Genomic DNA, 18,446 nt, shown 5'->3' on the forward strand with positions numbered 1-18,446 from the left:
TGTGAGCAACCCCGTATTTTTCACCCCCGCCGGAACGCTGGATGAGGCACGGCCCGGGGCGCTGTTCGTGCTTGACGGAGCCGAAGCGCGCCACGCCGTGACGGTCAAGCGGCTGGCGGTAGGGGAAGCGGTCGACATTGCCGACGGCGCCGGTCGTCGCCTGACAGGCACGGTGGCCCAGGTAGCGCCTGCGCAGCTGACCGTCGAGTGCTCTTCGGTGAGACTGGAGGACCGACCTGCTGTACGCCTGGTGCTCGTCCAGGCCCTCGCCAAGGGCGACCGCGATGAATTGGCGATCGAGACCTCCACCGAGCTCGGCATCGATGCGGTTATCCCCTGGCAGTCGGAGCGGTCGATTGTCCGTTGGAAGGGCGACCGCGCGGCAAAGGCCCACGCTAAGTGGCAGTCCGCAGTCTCCGCGGCTGCGAAGCAGGCCCGCCGGGCGTGGATCCCGGAGGTGCGTTCCGCCGTCGATACCCAGGGCCTGGCAGCGCAGGTGGCGGGCGCGGCTCTAGCGGTGATCCTCCACGAAGACGCCGTGAAACCCCTGCGGGGAATACTGGAAGCCTGGCGGGACGCCGGGCTCGCGGGTCCCAACCCCCGGGAGATCCTCCTGATCGTGGGGCCGGAGGGCGGGATCAGTCCCCGGGAGGTCACCAAATTGTGCAGCGCCGGCGCCGTGACGGCGCTCCTGGGACCGCACGTGCTGCGGTCGTCAACGGCCGGACCTGCAGCCGTCGTCATTGCGAGTGACGTCCTGGAACGCTGGTAACTGGAGTCGGCTTCGAGCGGGGAAGGCTAACGGACCTTGAATCCCCGGGTGTCCACGTTGAGCTCGTCGGAAGGCTTGCTGCGATCAAACTGTGAGACGCGGATCTCGTAGTTTCCCGGGGCGAGGTTGACGTTCACGCTGAACACTCCGGAGGCCTCGGCCTGTGCTGCCGCCGTGGCCTCGCCGTCCAGGTACTTCTCCTTGTCGCCGTTCTCCTGCACCTTCAGGATCTGCCAGCGGAGCTTGCCCCCGGGCACCGTGCTGCGGCCGTTGACCTTGACGCGGCCGTCGGCGACTTCGACACCTTCCTGGGGGTCAATGATCCAGACCGGGGCCACCATTCCGGCGCTGCGCGCAATCGGGGCACCCAGCTTGACGTACTTGAACGCCTGGTAGTCGGTATGACCGTCCACCAGGATCACCACTTCAATCTGCTGACCGGCGTCGATCAGGCCGGAGCTCGCGCCGGCAGCCGTGGCGGTATACACGAGCTGCTGGACGGCCCGCTGTGCCATGTCGGCGTCGAGATTGCTGTTGAAAGCATCGGCGGACACGTCCACGGTGATCACGTTCGTGCCCGAGATCGACGTCGCCAGGTTCTTGGGATTTTGCCAGGGTGTAAAGAAGTCGGGATCCAGAGGCGCCTCGGACATCATGGCCCTGAGCGCACTCGTGATCGGGTTTTCATCGTCCGGCACGTCCCGGAACTCCCGGTACAGGAAGACGTTGGCGTCGCTCCGGCCGATCCAGTAGACCGGAGCCTTGTTGGACGACTGCATCGTCTCCAAGGGGGCACTTGTGGTGGGAACACTGTCAGTTCCCGCTGCCTGCCGCGATTGGGCGGGGCCGTTCGTGGAGATTGCGGCTGGTTCAGGATCGGCGATGCACCCGGACAGGAGCAAAGCGGCAGGGAGCAGCCCGAGCGCTATCACGGAACGCATCCGCGCAGCTGCTTTCGGACCGGTTGATCCTGGCTTCCTGATGTCCATGCTCCTTCCAAAACCCGTGGGGTGCCCGCCAGACACGGCGTTTACTAGCCGCAGGCGGCGGCTGCGGGCAGGAGCAGCCGATGCCCAGCGACTCCATTTCCAGCATTACACAAGGCCCAGGGGCCCAGTGCGCCTTTGGGCACCAGGGCCTGAACTGCAACGGGAACGATATGAGGCCGATACAAAGTTGATACCTAATTGCGGGAACACGTCACGGAAGAAGAGGCCGCCGGAGCTGCGCCAGACGGTGAGCGCAGGCGCGCGCTGGCGTAAGATGGAAGGACTCTGAAGAGTTTAATTTCGAACTGGAGGGAACCAGAGGCCTGCGGGCCGGCACCATGACTGAATCAGCAAACGGAAAGCGCCGCCTCAACACCGGGGACCGCACCGCAGGTGAATTCCCGCATACCCTGCCCGGTATCCGGACGGAGGTGGTCATCTTCGACAACTCTGATCAGATGGTTCAAACCTTGGGAAGCCATGATGAGGCGCTGCGCTTCATCGAGGAGCAGTTCCCGACCGTAAGTTTCCATGTCCGAGGCAACGAGCTTTCGATCAGCGGACCTTCGGCCGACGTCCCGCGCATCATGCGGCTCCTCCACGAAGTGCGCGGTCTTGTGGCCCGCGGAACCGTGATCACGCCAGCCGTGCTCCAGCAGCTCGTCCTGCTGCTGCGCAGCCAGTCGCTGCAGAACCCGGTTGACGTGCTGACCCACGACATCCTCTCCAGCCGCGGCAGGACCATCCGGCCCAAGACGCTGAACCAGAAGAACTACGTGGACGCCATCGATGCCAACACGGTGATCTTCGGAATCGGCCCGGCAGGCACAGGAAAGACCTATCTGGCGATGGCGAAGGCCGTGCAGGCGCTGCAGCAAAAGGAAGTCAGCCGGATCATCCTTACCCGTCCGGCCGTGGAAGCCGGTGAACGGCTCGGATTCCTGCCCGGCACGCTCAGCGACAAGATCGATCCCTACCTCAGGCCGCTGTACGACGCCCTGCACGACATGATCGATCCGGAATCCATTCCGCGCCTCATGGCGGCGGGAACCATCGAGGTTGCGCCCCTTGCCTACATGCGGGGCCGCACGCTCAATGACGCCTTCATCATTTTGGATGAGGCCCAGAACACCACACCCGAACAGATGAAGATGTTCCTGACCCGGCTTGGCTTCGGTTCCAAGATGGTGGTCACCGGCGACGTCACCCAGGTGGACCTGCCGTTCGGAACACGCTCGGGCCTCCGGATCGTCGAAGAGATCCTCCAGGGCATAGACGACGTCAATTTCACCGTTCTGGACGCCTCGGACGTCGTGCGCCACCGCCTAGTCGGAGACATCGTCAACGCCTACAGCATCTGGGACGAAGTACAGCGAAACCGGGTCAAGCATTCCGTGCCCCGGGAGAAGCGGGGACAACACGCATGAGCATCGAAGTAAATAACGAATCCGGCGTCCAGGTGGACGAAGCAGAACTCGTGGCGCTGTCCCGGTTCATTTTCGAGCAGCTGTATATCCATCCCCAGGCCGAGCTGTCCATCCTGCTGGTGGATGAACCCTCCATGGAAAAACTCCACATCGAGCTGATGGACGAACCCGGTTCCACGGATGTGCTCTCCGTCCCCATGGATGAACTCACGCCGGGGACGCCGGACAAGCCCACGCCCCAGGGGATGCTCGGCGACATCGCCATCTGCCCCCAGGTCGCCGAGGTCCAGGCGCGCAATGCAGGCCACTCCACCCAGGACGAAATGCTGCTGCTCACGACGCACGGGATCCTGCACCTGCTTGGCTACGACCACGCGGAACCGGAAGAAAAAGCAGAAATGTTCGGCCTGCAGCGTGAGCTGCTCGCGGCATTCACCGGCAAAGAAGCTCCGTCCGAGACCATCCAGTGACATCCCTGCTCCTCGTCTGCATGGCGCTGGTGTTCCTTGCTGCCGCAGCGCTGCTGACGGCTGCGGAAGCGGCGTTCAGTTTCCTTCCGCGGCATGATGCCGAACAGGCACTCCTGAAGAGCCGCGGCACCGCGCTCCGCCGGATCCTCGACCAGCCCATGACGCACATGCGCGCCCTCCGGTTCTGGCGAATCTGGTTTGAAACAGCGTCCGCGGTTGCTGTGGCCGTGCTTTTCTACAGCCTGCTGGACAACGTGTGGCTTGCCGGCCTTGCGGCGACAGGCATCATGGCTGTCCTGGGTTTCGTGATAGTCGGCGTCTCACCGCGCCAGCTGGGCCGTTCCCATTCAGCCGGAGTCGTGCTGTATTCAGCATCGCTGATCCGGTTCCTCGCCTGGGTCCTTGGTCCCATTCCGGGCTGGCTCGTCCGGCTCGGCAGCGCCGTGGCCCCCGGCGCGCCCGGCGGCGACGAGGCATTCTTCAGCGAGGAAGAGTTCCGTGAACTCGTGGACCGGGCCACCGAATCGGACATGATCGAGGACAACGAAGCCGAACTCATCCAGTCCGTCTTCGACTTCGGGGAAACGTTGGTCCGCGCAGTGATGGTTCCCCGCACGGACATCCTGAGCATTGACGCCGGCTCGAGCCTGCACCGCGCCATGTCGCTGTTCCTCCGCTCCGGCTACTCGCGGATTCCGGTCATCGGAGAAAATACGGACCAGATCCTCGGGATCGTCTACCTCAAGGACGTGGCTGCCACGCTCCACGGCCTGGGCCCGGATGAAGAACCGCCGCTGGTGGACGCCTTGGCGCGCGAGGTCCGCTACGTCCCGGACTCCAAGTCCGTCAGCGACCTGCTGCGGGAGCTGCAGAAAGAGTCAACGCACGTCGCTATCGTCATTGACGAGTACGGGGGAACGGCGGGCCTGGTCACGCTTGAAGACCTGATCGAAGAGCTCGTCGGCGAGATCGTGGATGAATACGACACCGAAAGCGCCGAAGCGGTGGACCTGGGGGATGGCACCTACCGGGTGAGTGCCCGGATGAGCATCGACGACCTAGGTGAACTCTTCGACCTCGAGCTCGACGACGACGAAGTGGACACCGTGGGCGGACTGCTCGCCAAGGCGCTGGGCCGCGTACCGATCGTCGGCAGCGCCGTGGAAGTCGACGGCGTCTCGCTCCGGGCCGATCGGCTGGAAGGCCGCCGAAACCGCGTCAGCCACATTATTGCGGCGCCCGTTCCAAAGGGCGACGTTCAGGACAATACTGACCTTGAAGACCTTCTCGACGAGGCACAACAATTGCAACAGGGAGTTCCACGTGAGCAAGCAGAATAAGGCCGACGGCGGCGCACCCTTCGGCGGTTTCCACGCCGGGTTCTCGGTTCTGGTGGGCCGGCCGAATGCCGGAAAATCAACGCTGACCAACGCCCTGGTAGGCAAGAAAGTTGCCATCACCTCCGCCAAGCCGCAGACCACCCGCCACACCATCCGGGGCATCGTTCACCGGGAGGACGCCCAGCTGATCCTCGTCGATACCCCGGGTCTGCACCGGCCCCGGACGCTGCTCGGGAAACGGCTCAACGACCTCGTTGCCGATACGCTCGCCGAAGTGGATGCAATCGGCTTCTGCCTTCCTGCCAACGAAAAGATCGGTCCCGGCGACAAGTTCATTGCGGCACAGCTCGCAGCCGTGGGACGCAAGCCGGTGATAGCCATCGTCACCAAGGCTGACCTCGTCGACCGGCAGGCACTGACGGAACAGCTACTCGCCGTCGCCGCCCTGGGCCGGGAAGTGTTCGGCGAAGAAGGCTGGAAGGACATCGTGCCGGTCTCGGCGACGGACGGTTTCCAGGTAAGCACCGTGGCGGATGTGCTGATCAGCCACATGCCGCCGTCGCCTCCGCTGTACCCGGACGGCGAGCTGACCGATGAGCCGGAAGCCGTTATGGTGGCCGAGCTCATCCGCGAGGCCGCACTGGAAGGCGTCCGCGACGAGCTTCCCCACTCGCTGGCCGTCGTCGTTGACGAGATCGTGCCGCGGGAAGGACGGGCCGAGGACAACCAGCTCCTCGATGTCCGGGTGAATCTCTACGTGGAGCGGCCCTCCCAAAAGGCGATCATCATCGGCAAGGGAGGCAGCCGGCTCAGGGAGGTCGGGACCAACGCCCGCAAAGGCATTGAAGCCCTGCTCGGCACGCGCATCTACCTCGATCTTCACGTGAAGGTCGCCAAGGACTGGCAGCGCGATCCGAAGCAACTGATAAAGCTGGGTTTCTAGCCGCCCAGGTTGCTGACCGGCGCGCTCCCGCGCCGGTCCGAGGCACGCTTCCGGCGTTTTCCCAGCCTCGGCGACTAAAATAAGGCGGATTTCGTTTTTAGAGGAAGGTCACCCTGTGGTGCTACGCCGCGACAACCGCGCACCGGGGCCGGGCAAACCTGCCCGGCCCGAGCCAGCTGCCCGGCATGCCGAAGACGCCCGAGTGGGCGCTGCCCGGCATTTGAACATGCGCCACATGCCTGTGTGGCTGAAAGTTACTACCGCCGTCGTTTCCGTTGTCCTGATCGGCGGCCTGGCCTTCGCGGGCTACTGGTACATCAGGCTGCAGTCCAACATTTCCTCGTCCGCTCTCGGGGCCGGCAACAGCCGGACCGACAACGTGGACGATGCCACCGGCAGGCTGCAGATCCTGATCCTGGGTTCCGATACCCGCGACGGCAAGAATTCAAATTACGGAAGTGCCGAGGATTCAAACGGCTACGGCAACTCCGACGTCATGATGCTCATGGACATCTCGGAGGACAACAAACGCGTCAGCGTCGTCAGTTTCCCCCGCGACCTGCTGGTGGACATCCCCAAATGCACCGATCAGAAGACCGGCAAGCAATTCCCGGCCCGCAGCGACGTCATGATCAATGAGGCCATGAGCGAAGCGGGCATCGGCTGCGCCGTCGATACCGTGAACAAGCTGACCGGCCTTGAGGTGGACCACTTCATGATGGCCGACTTCAACGCCGTCAAGGAGTTGTCCAACGCCGTGGGCGGCGTGGAGGTCTGCATCAGTGACGCCGTCTACGATCCTGACTCCCGCCTGAAGCTGCCCAAGGGCAACTCCCAGGTCCAGGGTGAGCAAGCCCTCGCATTCCTGCGTACCCGCCACGCCTTCGGCGACGGCGGAGACCTCGGCCGCATCAAGGCCCAGCAGGGGTTCCTGTCCGCCCTCACCCGGAAGATCAAGGACGACGGCACCCTCTCGGATCCGGTGAAGATGCTCAACATCGCCGACGTCGTGACCAAGAACCTCACGGTCGACGACGGGCTCTCCTCTGTGCCGGCCCTGATCACCATAGGCAACCGGCTCAAGACTATCGACGTCGGCAAGGTGGCCTTCGTGGCGGTGCCGACCGTTCCGGCCGCCAGTGACCCGAACAGGCTTGATCCGGCGGAGCCGGCGGCCTCACAGCTTTTCGCCGCGCTCAAGAAGGACGTCGACCTGACCGATCCGGAAGGGAAACAGAAACCGTCACCGTCACCGTCGGCGACGCCTGGCACCAGCGCCCCGCCGTCCGCGGCGCCCAAGCCGACCACGCCGGCAGCGCCGTACGACAAGTCCCTGCAGCCGGTGACCGTGGTCAACGGCACCGCAGTCCCCACCAGGAGCCAGGAGATTGTCGAGGCGCTGGTCGCGGCCGACTTCACCCAGGTGGGACAGTTCGAGGACGCGCCCACGCCCAAGACCATGGTCTATTACGGTCCTGACTTCGCCGATGTGGCAGCCGACGTTGCGAAGCTCTTCGGCATCCCGGCCGCCCAGGTAGCACCGTCGCCGGGGATCTCGGGAGTCCAGCTCTATCTTGGTGCTGACTTCGTCTCGGGCTCCAAGTTCGGCAAGACAACGGTTCCGAAGGACATCGTCAACCAGACGGCAAAGGACGCAACCTGCCAGACGGCCAATCCTGAACTGATCGTTCAGGACGCGGGCTGAGGGGCGAATCTCCCGCAAAGGTGAATGCCGGGCCAACCACATGGTTGGCCCGGCATTTTTGGCGTTGTTACCAGATGCTGACGCGTTCCTCCGGCGGCATCCACATTCCGTCCTCTTCGGAGACGCCGAACGCGGCATGGAAGGAATCCAGGTTCCTGGCGATGGCGTTCGTGCGGAACTCGTTGGGGGAATGCGGGTCTGTGGCAAGGCGCCGGATGGCTTCCTCGGAGCGGATGACCTGGCGCCAGCCGGCGGCCCAGGAGGCAAAGAACCGCTGTTCGCCCGTCAGGCCGTCCAGTACCGGCGGTTCCTGCCCGTTGAGGCTGAGGCGGTAGGCCTTGTAGGCGATGGTGAGCCCGCCGAGGTCGCCGATGTTCTCCCCGAGTGTCAGCCTCCCGTTGACGGTGTGGCCGGGTGCCGCGGAGGGGGAGAGGACGTCGTACTGGTCCACGAGCCGGCTCGTCAGCGCCTCGAAGGCCTTGCGGTCGTCCTCCGTCCACCAGTTCCGAAGCTCACCCGTGCCGTCGAACTGGGAGCCCTGGTCATCGAAGCCGTGTCCGATCTCGTGCCCGATGACCGCTCCGATTCCACCGTAGTTGACGGCGTCGTCAGCGTCCGCGGTGAAGAACGGCGGCTGGAGGATGGCCGCAGGGAAGACGACCTCGTTCAGCATTGGGTGATAATACGCATTGACCGTCTGCGGGGTCATGAGCCACTTGTTCAGGTCCACGGGCTTGCCCACCTCATCGAGGTGGCGGTCGACGTCGGCGTTGTGGGCGCGTTCAACGTTACCGAGCAGGTCGGAGGGATCAATCGTGACAGCCGAGTAATCGATCCACTCGTCGGGGTAGCCGATCTTGGCGCGGAAGGCACCCAGTTTGCGCAGTGCCTCGCCCTTGGTGTCTTCACCCATCCATGTGAGGCCGGTGATGCTCTGCCGGTAGGCCTCGATCAGGTTGTCCACGAGGGTCTGCATCCGTGCCTTGTGGGTCTCCGGGAAGTGCCGGGCAACGTAGATTTGGCCGACTGCTTCGCCGAGCGCTGCCTCAACGACGGCGACTCCCCGCTTCCAGCGGTCCTTGTTCCGGGGCGTACCGCTGATTTTAGTGCCGTAGAACGAGAAGTTCGTGTCGACGAAGGCCGAGGACAGGTAGGGGGCTGCAGAGTTAATGACCCGCAGGGCCAGCCACTCCTGCCACACGGGCAGGGACTCCGAGACCAGCAGGGCCGCGGCGCCGGCGAAAAAGTCCGGCGTGCTGACCACGATCTCCTGGCGCTTGTCCGGGACGATGTCCGCTGCCTCGAACCAGGTGTTCAGCAGCGGGAACAGTTCACTGGCCTGGTCCGCCGACTTCAGGTTGTACGTCTTCTGGGGGTCCCGCAGCGTGACGTTGTCCCAGTGGTGCGACGCGAGTGCGGTTTCCAAGGCAACCACCCGGGCCGCTGCGCCCTCCGGGTCGGCGAGGCCGGCCATGCCGAACATGGTGCCCACGTACTCCCGGTAGGCCTGCACCATGGGCGCGAATTTCTCTTCGCGGTAGTAGGACTCGTCAGGCAGCCCCAGTCCGCCCTGGCCCGTGTACAGCAGGACGCGTTCGGGGTTGCCCGCATCCGGCGCGGGGTAAATATAGAACAGGCCGGACACGTCCGCGCGGAACAGGCGGCCGACCAGTGCGATCAGCTCGTGGACAGAGGAGGTGGCGAAGACCTCATCGAGCCGGGCACGGATCGGGTCCATGCCCTTGGCCTCGATGGCCGCCTCGTCCATGAAGCTGTTGTAGAGGTCGCCGATCTTGCGCTCGATACCGGTGGCCGCCGCCCCCTTGCCGGCGGCTTCCTCAATGATCTCCCGGACCGCGAGCTCCGCGCCGTCGCGAAGGGCGGTGAACGTTCCTTCCAGGGGGCGGTCGTCCGGGATCGTCGTGCTCTTGAGCCATGCCCCGTTCACATGCTGGTACAGGTCGTCCTGCGGCCTGACGCTGTGGTCGATATTTGACAGGGCGATCCCCGAATGTGGCACAGAAGCTCCTTCGATGACGGGCTGCTGCCGGCGCTGGCACCGGTGCAGCGTCTGCATGGTGGACGTTGCTGGAGGTGTTGCTCCTTCATCTTACGCACCCGTGTTACTGTGAAATGGTGCGTGCAGAGCTCCTTCTCCTTAGCTGCCGCGGCGAGGCCTCAGCGATCTAGCGCAAGGCCCACCCTCGCTGCGGAGTTTGTGTTGCCCGGCCACCCTTTCACTCAGGAATCACAGAAAAGGCCACGATAGTAATGCGAAACGCACAGAAGCCCTCGGGAATGCCTGTCCACCGCTACATCCCGTTCCAGGACCAGATCACCGTCGAACTGCCTGACCGCACCTGGCCGGACAAGGTCATCACGAAGGCTCCCCGGTGGTGTGCCGTGGATCTGCGCGACGGCAACCAAGCGCTGATCGACCCCATGAGCCCGGCCCGCAAGATGAAGATGTTCCACCTGCTGGTCAGCATGGGCTACAAGGAAATTGAAGTGGGCTTTCCCTCCGCTTCCCAGACAGATTTCGACTTCGTCCGGCAGCTCATCGAAGGCAACCACATCCCCGATGATGTCACCATCCAGGTCCTGACCCAGGCCCGTGAGCACCTGATCGAGCGGACCTATGAATCCCTGGTCGGAGCCAAGCAGGCCATCGTCCACCTGTACAACTCCACCTCGGTCCTGCAGCGGCGCGTCGTCTTCAACCAAGACGAGGACGGCATCCTGGACATTGCCCTCCAGGGCGCCAGGCTGTGCAAGAAGTACGAAGAAACGCTGGCCGACACGCACGTCACCTATGAGTACTCGCCGGAATCCTTCACCGGAACCGAGCTGGAATACGCTGTCAGGGTCTGCAACGCCGTCTCCGACGTCTTCGAGGCTTCCGCCGACCGCCAGGTGATCATCAACCTGCCCGCCACCGTTGAGATGGCCACCCCGAACGTTTACGCCGACTCCATCGAATGGATGAGCCGGAACCTGCACCCGCGTGAGGGCATCATCCTCTCCCTGCACCCGCACAACGACCGCGGCACCGGCGTCGCCGCCGCCGAACTGGGCTACCTGGCCGGCGCCGACCGCATCGAGGGCTGCCTCTTCGGCAACGGCGAGCGGACCGGCAACGTCGACCTGGTCACCTTGGGGCTGAACATGTTCGTGCAGGGCGTCGATCCCATGATCGACTTCTCGGACATCGACGAAATCCGTCGCACCGTGGAGTACTGCAACCAGCTGCCAGTCGCTGAGCGTGCGCCCTATGGCGGCGACCTGGTCTTCACGGCGTTCTCCGGCTCGCACCAGGACGCCATCAAGAAGGGCTTCGAAGCCCTGGAGAAGGATGCCGCCGCAGCCGGCAAGGACGTCAGTGACTTCACCTGGCAGGTCCCGTATCTGCCGGTCGACCCGAAGGACCTGGGCCGCAGCTACGAGGCCGTCATCCGCGTCAACTCGCAGTCCGGCAAGGGCGGGGTGGCCTACCTGCTGAAGAACGAGCACAGCCTCGACCTGCCGCGCCGGGCCCAGATCGAATTCTCCGGCGTCATCCAGCGCCGCACGGACACCGTGGGCGGCGAGGTCAGCGGCGCGCAGCTGTGGCAGCTGTTCCAGGACGAGTACCTGCCGTCCGACTCATCCGACGGCAAGTGGGGCCGGTATTCCCTCGGTTCGGTCAAGACCGAGACCGATGAAGACGGCTCCATGACCCTGCACACCACCCTTAGCGTGGACGGCGTCCAGGTCCGGCGGACCGGAACCGGGAACGGGCCCATTGCCGCGCTCCTGGATATCCTCGGCCAGGACGGCGTGGACGTCCGCGTGCTGGATTACAGCGAGCACGCACTGTCGGAAGGCGGAAACGCCCGCGCCGCGGCCTATGTGGAATGCGCTGTCGGCGAGCGGGTGCTGTGGGGCATCGGCATCGACCCGAACACCAGCATGTCGTCGCTCAAGGCAGTTATTTCGGCCGTAAACCGAGCCATCCGGGACGCCCAGGCCTGACCGTCCTCGCAGGTGCGCCGACGGCTCCGGGCGGCGGCGCACCTGCAACCCGGAAAGCGGGGATTTCCCGCAGACAGTGCGAAGATTAAGCGTGGTTCAACAGTCATTTGCAGCGCGGGCCTACCGCGATGATGCCGTCGTTCTGCGCACCCACAAACTCGGCGAGGCGGACCGTATCATCACGCTGCTGACGAAACACCACGGGCAGGTGAGGGCAGTCGCTAAGGGCGTCCGGCGCACCAGCAGCCGCTTTGGCGCCCGTCTGGAACCGTTCATGGTGGCTGATCTGCAGCTCGTGTCCGGCAAGTCCCTGGACATCGTCACCCAGGCCGTGGCCAAGGGCGCCTATGGCGGAAACATCGTCGCCGACTACGGCAGGTATACGGTTGCCGCTGCCATGACCGAGACGGCGGAAAAGCTGACGGATGTTGACGGCGAGGCCGGCACTGCGCAGTACAACCTGCTCGTCGGTGCGCTGGCATCCTTGAGCCGGGGGGACCACAGCCCGGAATTGATCCTTGACTCGTATCTGCTGCGCGCCCTGGCCACCGGCGGCTGGGCACCCAGCTTCACCCACTGCGCACGCTGCACTGCGCTTGGCCCGCACACCGCCTTCTCGGCGCCGCTGGGCGGCATGGTGTGCGGCGGCTGCCGCCCGCCGGGTTCACCGGCCCCGGCCGCCGAGACCGTGACGCTGCTGGGCGCCCTGCTCACCGGTGACTGGCCGACGGCGGATTCCTCACTGCCGCTGCACCGGCGTGAAGCGGCGGGCCTCGTCGCCAGTTACCTGCACTGGCATCTCGAACGTGTCCTGAAATCCCTCAAACATGTGGAGCGTACCTAACAGTGTCCTTGGGAAAGAAGACCACACCCGCCCGGCGGCGGACTGCCCCCGTGGTGCGTCCGTATCCTCATCCTTCCGGAGCGGTCGCCCCGGCGATCCCTGCGGAGTTCGTGCCGCAGCATGTCGCCATTGTGATGGATGGAAACGGACGATGGGCCAACCAGCGCGGGTTGCCCCGCATTGAAGGCCATAAGGCAGGGGAGCCAGCACTGCTGGATGTGGTGGCCGGCGCCATCGAGCTTGGCATCAAGTACGTCACGGTCTACGCGTTCTCCACGGAGAACTGGCGCCGCTCCCCAGAGGAAGTGCGCTTCCTGATGGGGTTTAACAAGGACGTGCTGCGCAGGCAGCGAAACCAGCTGGACGAATGGGGCGTGCGGGTGCGCTGGTCCGGCCGTCGCCCCAAACTGTGGGGCTCCGTCATCCGCGAGCTGGAAGAGGCTGAGGCGTACACCGCCGGAAATAGCACATGTACGTTAACTATGTGTGTGAACTACGGCGGCCGTGCGGAGATAGCTGATGCCGTGTCAGCCATCGCCGAGGAAGTCGCGGCCGGCCGGCTCAGGCCCGGAGCCATCACGGAGAAGACCGTCCAGAAGTACCTCGACGAGCCTGACCTTCCCGACGTCGACCTTTTCCTGCGCAGCTCCGGCGAGCAGCGGCTCTCCAATTTCATGCTCTGGCAGTCGGCGTATGCCGAGTTCGTGTTCCTGGATACGCTTTGGCCGGACGTCGACCGCCGGACGCTCTGGGACGCCGTCGGGATCTATGCCCAGCGAGACCGCCGTTACGGGGGCGCGGTGGACGCTGCCAAGAATCCCGTGACGGCCTCCACCCATCAGCCCGGGTAGGGCCCGGGCTTCACCCTCACGACATTCGAAGAGGTTTCCCTTGGAACGTGCCCTACTAGGCGCGCCTAGGATTTAAGGCTCTGTGGCTTGCTCAGCAGAATGGCGGCCTGCCGGTTGCTTTCCACGGCTCTCGGTGTGACGTTCAGTCCCGTGTTCCGCGGTGGTGCGAATGTGGCTTGAGAACTCGTCGACCATGGCCATGTCGAGAAGGGACTCACAGCTTGTATCGGGGATCACCCTCGAATCAGCCTCGGCAACCGTGTCGTAGGCGGTTCTGACCTTTATCAGGTTTCTCGTGGTCAATCATGGACAGAGCTTACCGAGAGCGTGGCCTCCTGTTGGCCGACAGGGGCATGCCGGTGTCAGGACTTGTCATCGGTTTTAGGTTTTTCCTCCTGGGTGGCCTCATCCTGGTGCGGATCGTGCTTGTGGCGCGCTTCCTGAAGATGGTGCTCCAGCTTCTCTTCCGCGTCGCGGCGGCGCTGACCCACGGTTCGTATCTGCTGGGTTGTGGGTGCTGCGTGGGCGTGCAGATGCGGACCATGATCCGGCAGGTCATTATTCTCGTTCATAGTGGAATCGTCCCACCGGACATGGACATCAGGAAGTGGTTGTCGATGCAAGCAAGTCTCCTTCTGTGGGGACCGACAGTTAAGGCACCGTCTGCTTGCCCTGTTCCTGCCGTTTTCGTTGGCCGTAGCGGGTCATGCCTCGGGGCTTGTAGATGGCAAGGACCGTGGTCAGGACCAGCACCACGAGACCGCCGCCGGTATGAAGCAAGGCAGAGGGGAAGTCCATCCCGGACATCGCAGGGTCCACCGCCATGCTTGCGACTGTGCTGATTGTTTGTGTGTACAGGACCAGCACAACCGTCGCGATAAGGGTGAGCACGAGCTTGAAGAGCACCCAGTAATGCCGGAACAGCCCCCAGACTGTTCCCAGGGCGAGCATGACGCCGGTCAGGAGTGAAGTGAAGGCCAGTGGAACAAGCAGGGACCAAACTGCTGCCTGCAGGGCAAGCCACAGGAGGCGCCCCAGCTGGGGATCCGATCCGGTCAGGGCGGCAATATCGATGACCACGAAAACAGCAACGGCTCCTGCCCAGCCCAGTGAGGACAGGACATGCAGAGTCAGCAGAAATTTCCGGAGCGCCGAGGTCAGGACCATCCCGGGGTCACGCCTGCCTGCTGCCCTGACGGAACTCCTGCATGCGCATGCACCGCACCGGGCGATGAAACGGGCTCACCCGTTCCTAATCCATGCCTGGCCGGACCGTGCTGGCCGCCGCTGAGCAGCATTACAGCGATGGCGATCAGGACCACGACGCCGGCCACGATGGCGGAAACTTTGACCCATCGGGGCGGTCCCGTGAGACCTTCCCGATCCCGTTCAGTGCTGTGTTCGGGACCGCTTGGCTCGTGGGTCATATCGTTCTCCAAGAAACGGGTTCATGCTGCGTTGCAGCAGCTTTAGAAACAGTATGTCTCGTCGCCGGACGCGGATGCGACCCTGGCTGCTCGGCACGAGCACGGGTAGTGGTCCAGGCACCGGCCCCGAGGGCCGGCGCCTGGAACGTGCCGGTCAGAGGGTGGCCAGCAGTTTCCGCATTTCCTCGATTTCGGCTTCCTGTGCCCTCACGATCTCTTTGCTCAGCTGGATCACATCGGCATTCTTGCCGCGGGTCAATTCGGCCTTGGCCATCACGATGGCTCCTGCATGGTGGGCGATCATCTGGTTGAGGAAGAGCTTCGCCGCTTCGGCGCCCTGCGCGGCGTCGAGTTTCTTCATGTCTTCATCACTCATCATGCCCTCCATACCGTGGCCGCTGTGGCCGGAGGGCATCTGGGTGGGTTCGTTCCAACCCTTGAGCCAGCCGGTCATGGTTTCGATCTCCGGTCCCTGGGCTGCCTTGATCTTGCTGGCCAGGCCCGTCACCTCTCCGGGAACGTTCTGCTTCTTCAGCATCGTGTCGCTCATCTCCACGGCCTGGGCATGGTGCGGAATCATCATCTGGGCGAACGCGACGTCCGCGGCGTTGTGTTCCGCAGCCGCGGCCGGCGCACTCGCGGAAGGGGCGTGGGACGAGGGGCCACTGGCGGGGGAGGTGCCGTGCTCCATGCCTGGCATGGACGTTTCCGGGGATCCGGATCCGGATCCGGGAGCGCATCCGGCAAGGGCGATGGCTGCCGCGATGGCCGCGGAGGAGAGGGTCAAATACTTCTTGTTCATGAAAAATCAGGTCCTTCGAAACATCAGTGGCGCGGTGGCGCCACACAGGGCGTAAGCGTTAGCGATGCACCTGACCGTCCGAGCGTCAGGGGTATTTGAGGCGCCGGAGGCAGCGCAGGGCCCTGTTTTACGTCCTGCTGATGGAGAGTTCGCCCGGTGTCGGACTGCCGGGAAGATAGGACCAGCATTCGATGGCCTTGGCGGCGTCGCCTGTTTTGCTGCCAATGGCAAACACTGCTGTGCCGGGCAACGGGGCGGTCAGGGACCCGGTTTTCGCCGAGGGAGTGCAGGCCGCGGTCATGGTTTGCATGCTGGCGCCACCACCGGAGCCGGAGCAATTCTCCGCTTGGACGCTGGCCGTACCCTGGGCCGCCGGTGCCAGGTGGTCCCGCACCGTTTCGGGCGCAGGATGGCCGTGGTCGCCGGACGGCGCGGCATGGGCCGTTCCGCCTGTGGCGGCCGGAGAGTGCATGGCGTGGGTGCCGGTTATCACATGCATGCCGAAGATCCCGGCGATGACGGCCAGGACTGCGGCGAGCAGTCCTGCGTGGCGGAGGAACGCCGTCGCGCGGGCCTTAGCCGTTGCTGTCATGACGTTCCTCCTTTCGTGCTGCGGGCCACGTCTTCTGGCTTCAAGGCTACCGGACGGGTGAATCCGTCTTGACTGGTGGGCGGTGCTGCGCGTTCAACGAACCTGGGCGGGGCTCAGTTTCATCCGTCGCAGTAGCTGGGCGTTGAGCGCGACCACGATGGTGGAGATGGACATCAGGACGGCACCGGCGGCAGGGGAGAGCACGACACCTGCGAAGGCGAGCACCCCGGCAGCCAGTGGGACGGAAATGATGTTGTAGCCGGTGGCCCACACCAGGTTCTGCCACATCTTCCGGTAACTGGCCCGGGACAGGTCCACCAAGGACAGCACGGCCCGGGGGTCGTTGCCGGCCAGGACCACGCCAGCCGATTCCATGGCCACGTCGGTGCCGGCGCCGATCGCGATACCGACCTCGGCCCTGGCCAGCGCCGGGGAGTCGTTCACGCCGTCACCAACCATGGCCACCTTCAGTCCGCGGGCCTGGAGCTCGGCGACTTTCTTGTCCTTGTCCACGGGAAGGACTTCGGCGAAGACCTCGTCGATCTTCAGTTCCGCTCCCACGGCCCGGGCAACCTGCTTGGCGTCGCCGGTGATCATGGCCACCTTGATGCCGCGGTTCTGCAGTGCGGCGACGGCCTGGCGCGACTCCTCACGGACAGCGTCCTCAAGGCTCACCGCACCCAGGACACGGTTTCCGTCCACGACGTGCAGCACGGCCGCGCCCCGATCCATCCATTCCCGGGTGGATCGGGCCAGGGCTTCGGGCTCACTGATTCCAAGCTCCCGCAGCAGTGCCGGACCGCCGACCTGGACGGCGCGTCCGTCAACCGTGGCGCGGACGCCTCGTCCGGTCATGGATGTGAAGCCTGTGGCCCGCGGAATGTCCCGGTCCTGTTGCCGGGCTGCCCGGACGATGGCGCGGGCCACGGGGTGCTCGCTGTCTGCTTCCACGGCGGCGGCCAGGGCCAGCAGCTCCTCTCGGTTCACAGAGTCCGCCGTAGCCGCGTCCCTGAGTTCAGGCTCGCCCTTGGTCAGCGTCCCGGTCTTGTCGAACAGGACGACGTCGACGGTGCGCATGCGTTCGAGCGCCATCCGGTTCTTGATCAGCACTCCTGCCCGGGCGGCCCGTTCCGTGGAGATCGCGATCACCAGCGGAATTGCCAGTCCCAGGGCGTGCGGGCAGGCGATCACCAGCACTGTCACGGTCCGCGTGACGGCATCCGGCACGCTGCCCAGCACAGTCCAGGCAATGAACGTGATGAGTCCGACGCCGGCGGCGAAGTAAAAGAGGAAGGCCGCGGCCCGGTCGGCCAGGGCCTGCGCCTTCGACGAGGAGGCCTGCGCCTCAGCGACCAGCCGCTGAATGCCCGCCAGAGCGGTGTCGTCTCCCACGGCGGTGATGCGGACACGGACCGTGTTGTCGGTGGCCACCGTTCCGGCGACGACGGCGTCCCCGGCGGAGCGGAGGACCGTCTTGGATTCGCCGGTGATCATGGATTCATCGAACTCGGCCTGCCCGTCGACCACCGTGCCGTCCGCGGGCATACGTGCGCCGGAGCGGACCAGAACGGTGTCCCCGGCCTTGAGCTCGGAAACATTGACGGTCTCCGTGCCCGTCTCGGTGATGCGTTCCGCCTCGTCTGGCAGCAGGGCTGCGAGGGCGTCGAGGGCGCCTTGTGCGGATCCGAGAGCCCGCATTTCGATCCAGTGGCCCAGCAGCATGATGGCCACCAGAAGGGCCAGTTCCCACCAGAAGTCCAGGTCGAAGCCGCCAATGCCCAGGCCGGTCACCCAGGAAGCGATGAAGGCGACGGTGATGGCCATGCCGATCAGCAGCATCATTCCCGGCCGTCGCGTTGTCAGTTCATTCAGTCCGCCTTTGAGAAACGGCTGCCCGCCGTAGAGGAATATCACGGTTCCCAGCAGCGGCGGGATCCACGTGGAGCCGGGGAACTCAGGTGGCATGTAGCCGAGTAGATGGGCGAACATCGGGCTGAAGTACACGACTGGCACGGACAGTGCCAGGGTCAGCCAGAACCTGTCCTTGAACATCGCGGTACTGTGTCCGGCGTGCTGGCCGTGGGTGTGCACGACATGGTCGTCGCCGGTGTCCGGACCTTTGTGGCGTTTGTGGTGGTCCGGGACGGCAGCCACGGCTGTCTTGTCCTGGGTCAGGTGCAGCCTGGCGCCGTCAGCTTCCCGGATCTGACCCTGGTGGTGCTCGGTGTGCTCTTCCATGATTCCTCCTCATGAGGCCCGGGCCGGCCTGCGGC

The 18,446-nt window shown here is 64.6% G+C and carries 17 protein-coding genes; 9 read left to right on the forward strand and 8 right to left on the reverse strand.

The window, feature by feature from the left end:
• The first annotated feature begins 1 nt into the window (after position 1).
• Complete coding sequence (locus J7E80_RS03455; RefSeq protein WP_215050079.1) at positions 2-772, forward strand: 16S rRNA (uracil(1498)-N(3))-methyltransferase; 771 nt, start codon at positions 2-4, stop codon at positions 770-772.
• A 26-nt stretch (positions 773-798) separates the two neighbouring features.
• Here J7E80_RS03455 and J7E80_RS03460 read toward each other — a convergent pair whose 3' ends face one another.
• Entirely contained in the window at positions 799-1,761 is a 963-nt protein-coding gene (locus tag J7E80_RS03460) for a GerMN domain-containing protein (RefSeq protein ID WP_396020723.1), read from the reverse strand.
• A gap of 338 nt (positions 1,762-2,099) precedes the next feature.
• Here J7E80_RS03460 and J7E80_RS03465 point away from each other — a divergent pair, with 338 nt between their 5' ends.
• From J7E80_RS03465 to J7E80_RS03485, 5 genes are all read left to right on the forward strand, one after another.
• Positions 2,100-3,188, forward strand: a complete 1,089-nt coding sequence (locus J7E80_RS03465) for a PhoH family protein (RefSeq protein WP_215050080.1) — start codon at positions 2,100-2,102, stop codon at positions 3,186-3,188.
• On the forward strand, positions 3,185-3,658 hold the full coding sequence (gene ybeY / locus J7E80_RS03470) for an rRNA maturation RNase YbeY (RefSeq protein ID WP_215050081.1): 474 nt from the start codon (positions 3,185-3,187) through the stop codon (positions 3,656-3,658). The genes J7E80_RS03465 and ybeY overlap by 4 nt, the downstream gene beginning before the upstream one ends.
• Complete coding sequence (locus J7E80_RS03475; protein WP_215050082.1) at positions 3,655-4,998, forward strand: hemolysin family protein; 1,344 nt, start codon at positions 3,655-3,657, stop codon at positions 4,996-4,998. The genes ybeY and J7E80_RS03475 overlap by 4 nt, the downstream gene beginning before the upstream one ends.
• Entirely contained in the window at positions 4,982-5,941 is a 960-nt protein-coding gene (gene era, locus J7E80_RS03480; RefSeq protein WP_215050083.1) for a GTPase Era, read from the forward strand. Before J7E80_RS03475 ends, era begins: the two co-directional genes overlap by 17 nt.
• A gap of 235 nt (positions 5,942-6,176) precedes the next feature.
• The gene (locus J7E80_RS03485; protein ID WP_251036387.1) at positions 6,177-7,646 is read left to right on the forward strand and encodes an LCP family protein; all 1,470 of its coding nucleotides are present in this window, start codon (positions 6,177-6,179) and stop codon (positions 7,644-7,646) included.
• 67 nt (positions 7,647-7,713) lie between these two features.
• Here J7E80_RS03485 and J7E80_RS03490 read toward each other — a convergent pair whose 3' ends face one another.
• Entirely contained in the window at positions 7,714-9,666 is a 1,953-nt protein-coding gene (locus J7E80_RS03490) for a M13-type metalloendopeptidase (RefSeq protein ID WP_311380756.1), read from the reverse strand.
• Positions 9,667-9,917: 251 nt separating this feature from the next.
• On the opposite strand from J7E80_RS03490, the gene leuA reads away from it, so the two are divergent.
• The 3 genes from leuA to J7E80_RS03505 all read left to right on the forward strand — a co-directional run bounded on the left by leuA (position 9,918) and on the right by J7E80_RS03505 (position 13,352).
• Positions 9,918-11,657 (forward strand): 2-isopropylmalate synthase, encoded by a 1,740-nt coding sequence (gene leuA, locus J7E80_RS03495; protein ID WP_215050086.1) that lies wholly within the window; start codon positions 9,918-9,920, stop codon positions 11,655-11,657.
• A 91-nt stretch (positions 11,658-11,748) separates the two neighbouring features.
• Complete coding sequence (gene recO, locus J7E80_RS03500; protein WP_215050087.1) at positions 11,749-12,501, forward strand: DNA repair protein RecO; 753 nt, start codon at positions 11,749-11,751, stop codon at positions 12,499-12,501.
• Between the two features lie 2 nt (positions 12,502-12,503).
• Entirely contained in the window at positions 12,504-13,352 is an 849-nt protein-coding gene (locus J7E80_RS03505; protein WP_215050088.1) for an isoprenyl transferase, read from the forward strand.
• 362 nt (positions 13,353-13,714) lie between these two features.
• Here J7E80_RS03505 and J7E80_RS03510 read toward each other — a convergent pair whose 3' ends face one another.
• The 6 genes from J7E80_RS03510 to J7E80_RS03535 all read right to left on the reverse strand — a co-directional run bounded on the left by J7E80_RS03510 (position 13,715) and on the right by J7E80_RS03535 (position 18,411).
• Complete coding sequence (locus J7E80_RS03510; RefSeq protein WP_215050089.1) at positions 13,715-13,924, reverse strand: hypothetical protein; 210 nt, start codon at positions 13,922-13,924, stop codon at positions 13,715-13,717.
• A 79-nt stretch (positions 13,925-14,003) separates the two neighbouring features.
• Entirely contained in the window at positions 14,004-14,519 is a 516-nt protein-coding gene (locus J7E80_RS03515) for a DUF2269 domain-containing protein (protein ID WP_215050090.1), read from the reverse strand.
• Positions 14,510-14,779: a hypothetical protein gene (locus J7E80_RS03520; RefSeq protein WP_215050091.1), complete on the reverse strand. Its 270-nt coding sequence runs from the start codon at positions 14,777-14,779 to the stop codon at positions 14,510-14,512. Before J7E80_RS03520 ends, J7E80_RS03515 begins: the two co-directional genes overlap by 10 nt.
• Before the next feature lie 154 nt (positions 14,780-14,933).
• A complete protein-coding gene (locus J7E80_RS03525) occupies positions 14,934-15,581 on the reverse strand; it encodes a DUF305 domain-containing protein (RefSeq protein WP_215050092.1) in 648 nt (215 codons plus the stop codon).
• 127 nt (positions 15,582-15,708) lie between these two features.
• Positions 15,709-16,173 carry a DUF6153 family protein gene (locus tag J7E80_RS03530; RefSeq protein ID WP_215050093.1) on the reverse strand — a complete coding sequence of 155 codons (465 nt, stop codon included), beginning with the start codon at positions 16,171-16,173 and terminating at the stop codon, positions 15,709-15,711.
• Positions 16,174-16,266: 93 nt separating this feature from the next.
• Complete coding sequence (locus J7E80_RS03535) at positions 16,267-18,411, reverse strand: copper-translocating P-type ATPase (protein WP_215050094.1); 2,145 nt, start codon at positions 18,409-18,411, stop codon at positions 16,267-16,269.
• Between the last annotated feature and the right edge of the window lie 35 nt (positions 18,412-18,446).

Origin of the sequence: Arthrobacter sp. ISL-28 (assembly GCF_018613875.1) — a bacterium.
GTDB lineage: Bacteria > Actinomycetota > Actinomycetes > Actinomycetales > Micrococcaceae > Arthrobacter.

Excerpts from the sequence above, each read along its gene's own strand:
- J7E80_RS03460 (WP_396020723.1), bottom strand. The coding sequence starts at position 1,761 with ATGGACATCAGGAAGCCAGGATCAACCGGTCCGAAAGCAGCTGCGCGG.
- J7E80_RS03465 (WP_215050080.1), top strand. The coding sequence starts at position 2,100 with ATGACTGAATCAGCAAACGGAAAGCGCCGCCTCAACACCGGGGACCGC.
- ybeY (WP_215050081.1), top strand. The coding sequence starts at position 3,185 with ATGAGCATCGAAGTAAATAACGAATCCGGCGTCCAGGTGGACGAAGCA.
- J7E80_RS03485 (WP_251036387.1), top strand. The coding sequence starts at position 6,177 with ATGCCTGTGTGGCTGAAAGTTACTACCGCCGTCGTTTCCGTTGTCCTG.
- leuA (WP_215050086.1), top strand. The coding sequence starts at position 9,918 with ATGCGAAACGCACAGAAGCCCTCGGGAATGCCTGTCCACCGCTACATC.
- J7E80_RS03510 (WP_215050089.1), bottom strand. The coding sequence starts at position 13,924 with ATGAACGAGAATAATGACCTGCCGGATCATGGTCCGCATCTGCACGCC.
- J7E80_RS03515 (WP_215050090.1), bottom strand. The coding sequence starts at position 14,519 with ATGGTCCTGACCTCGGCGCTCCGGAAATTTCTGCTGACTCTGCATGTC.
- J7E80_RS03520 (WP_215050091.1), bottom strand. The coding sequence starts at position 14,779 with ATGACCCACGAGCCAAGCGGTCCCGAACACAGCACTGAACGGGATCGG.
- J7E80_RS03525 (WP_215050092.1), bottom strand. The coding sequence starts at position 15,581 with ATGAACAAGAAGTATTTGACCCTCTCCTCCGCGGCCATCGCGGCAGCC.
- J7E80_RS03530 (WP_215050093.1), bottom strand. The coding sequence starts at position 16,173 with ATGACAGCAACGGCTAAGGCCCGCGCGACGGCGTTCCTCCGCCACGCA.
- J7E80_RS03535 (WP_215050094.1), bottom strand. The coding sequence starts at position 18,411 with ATGGAAGAGCACACCGAGCACCACCAGGGTCAGATCCGGGAAGCTGAC.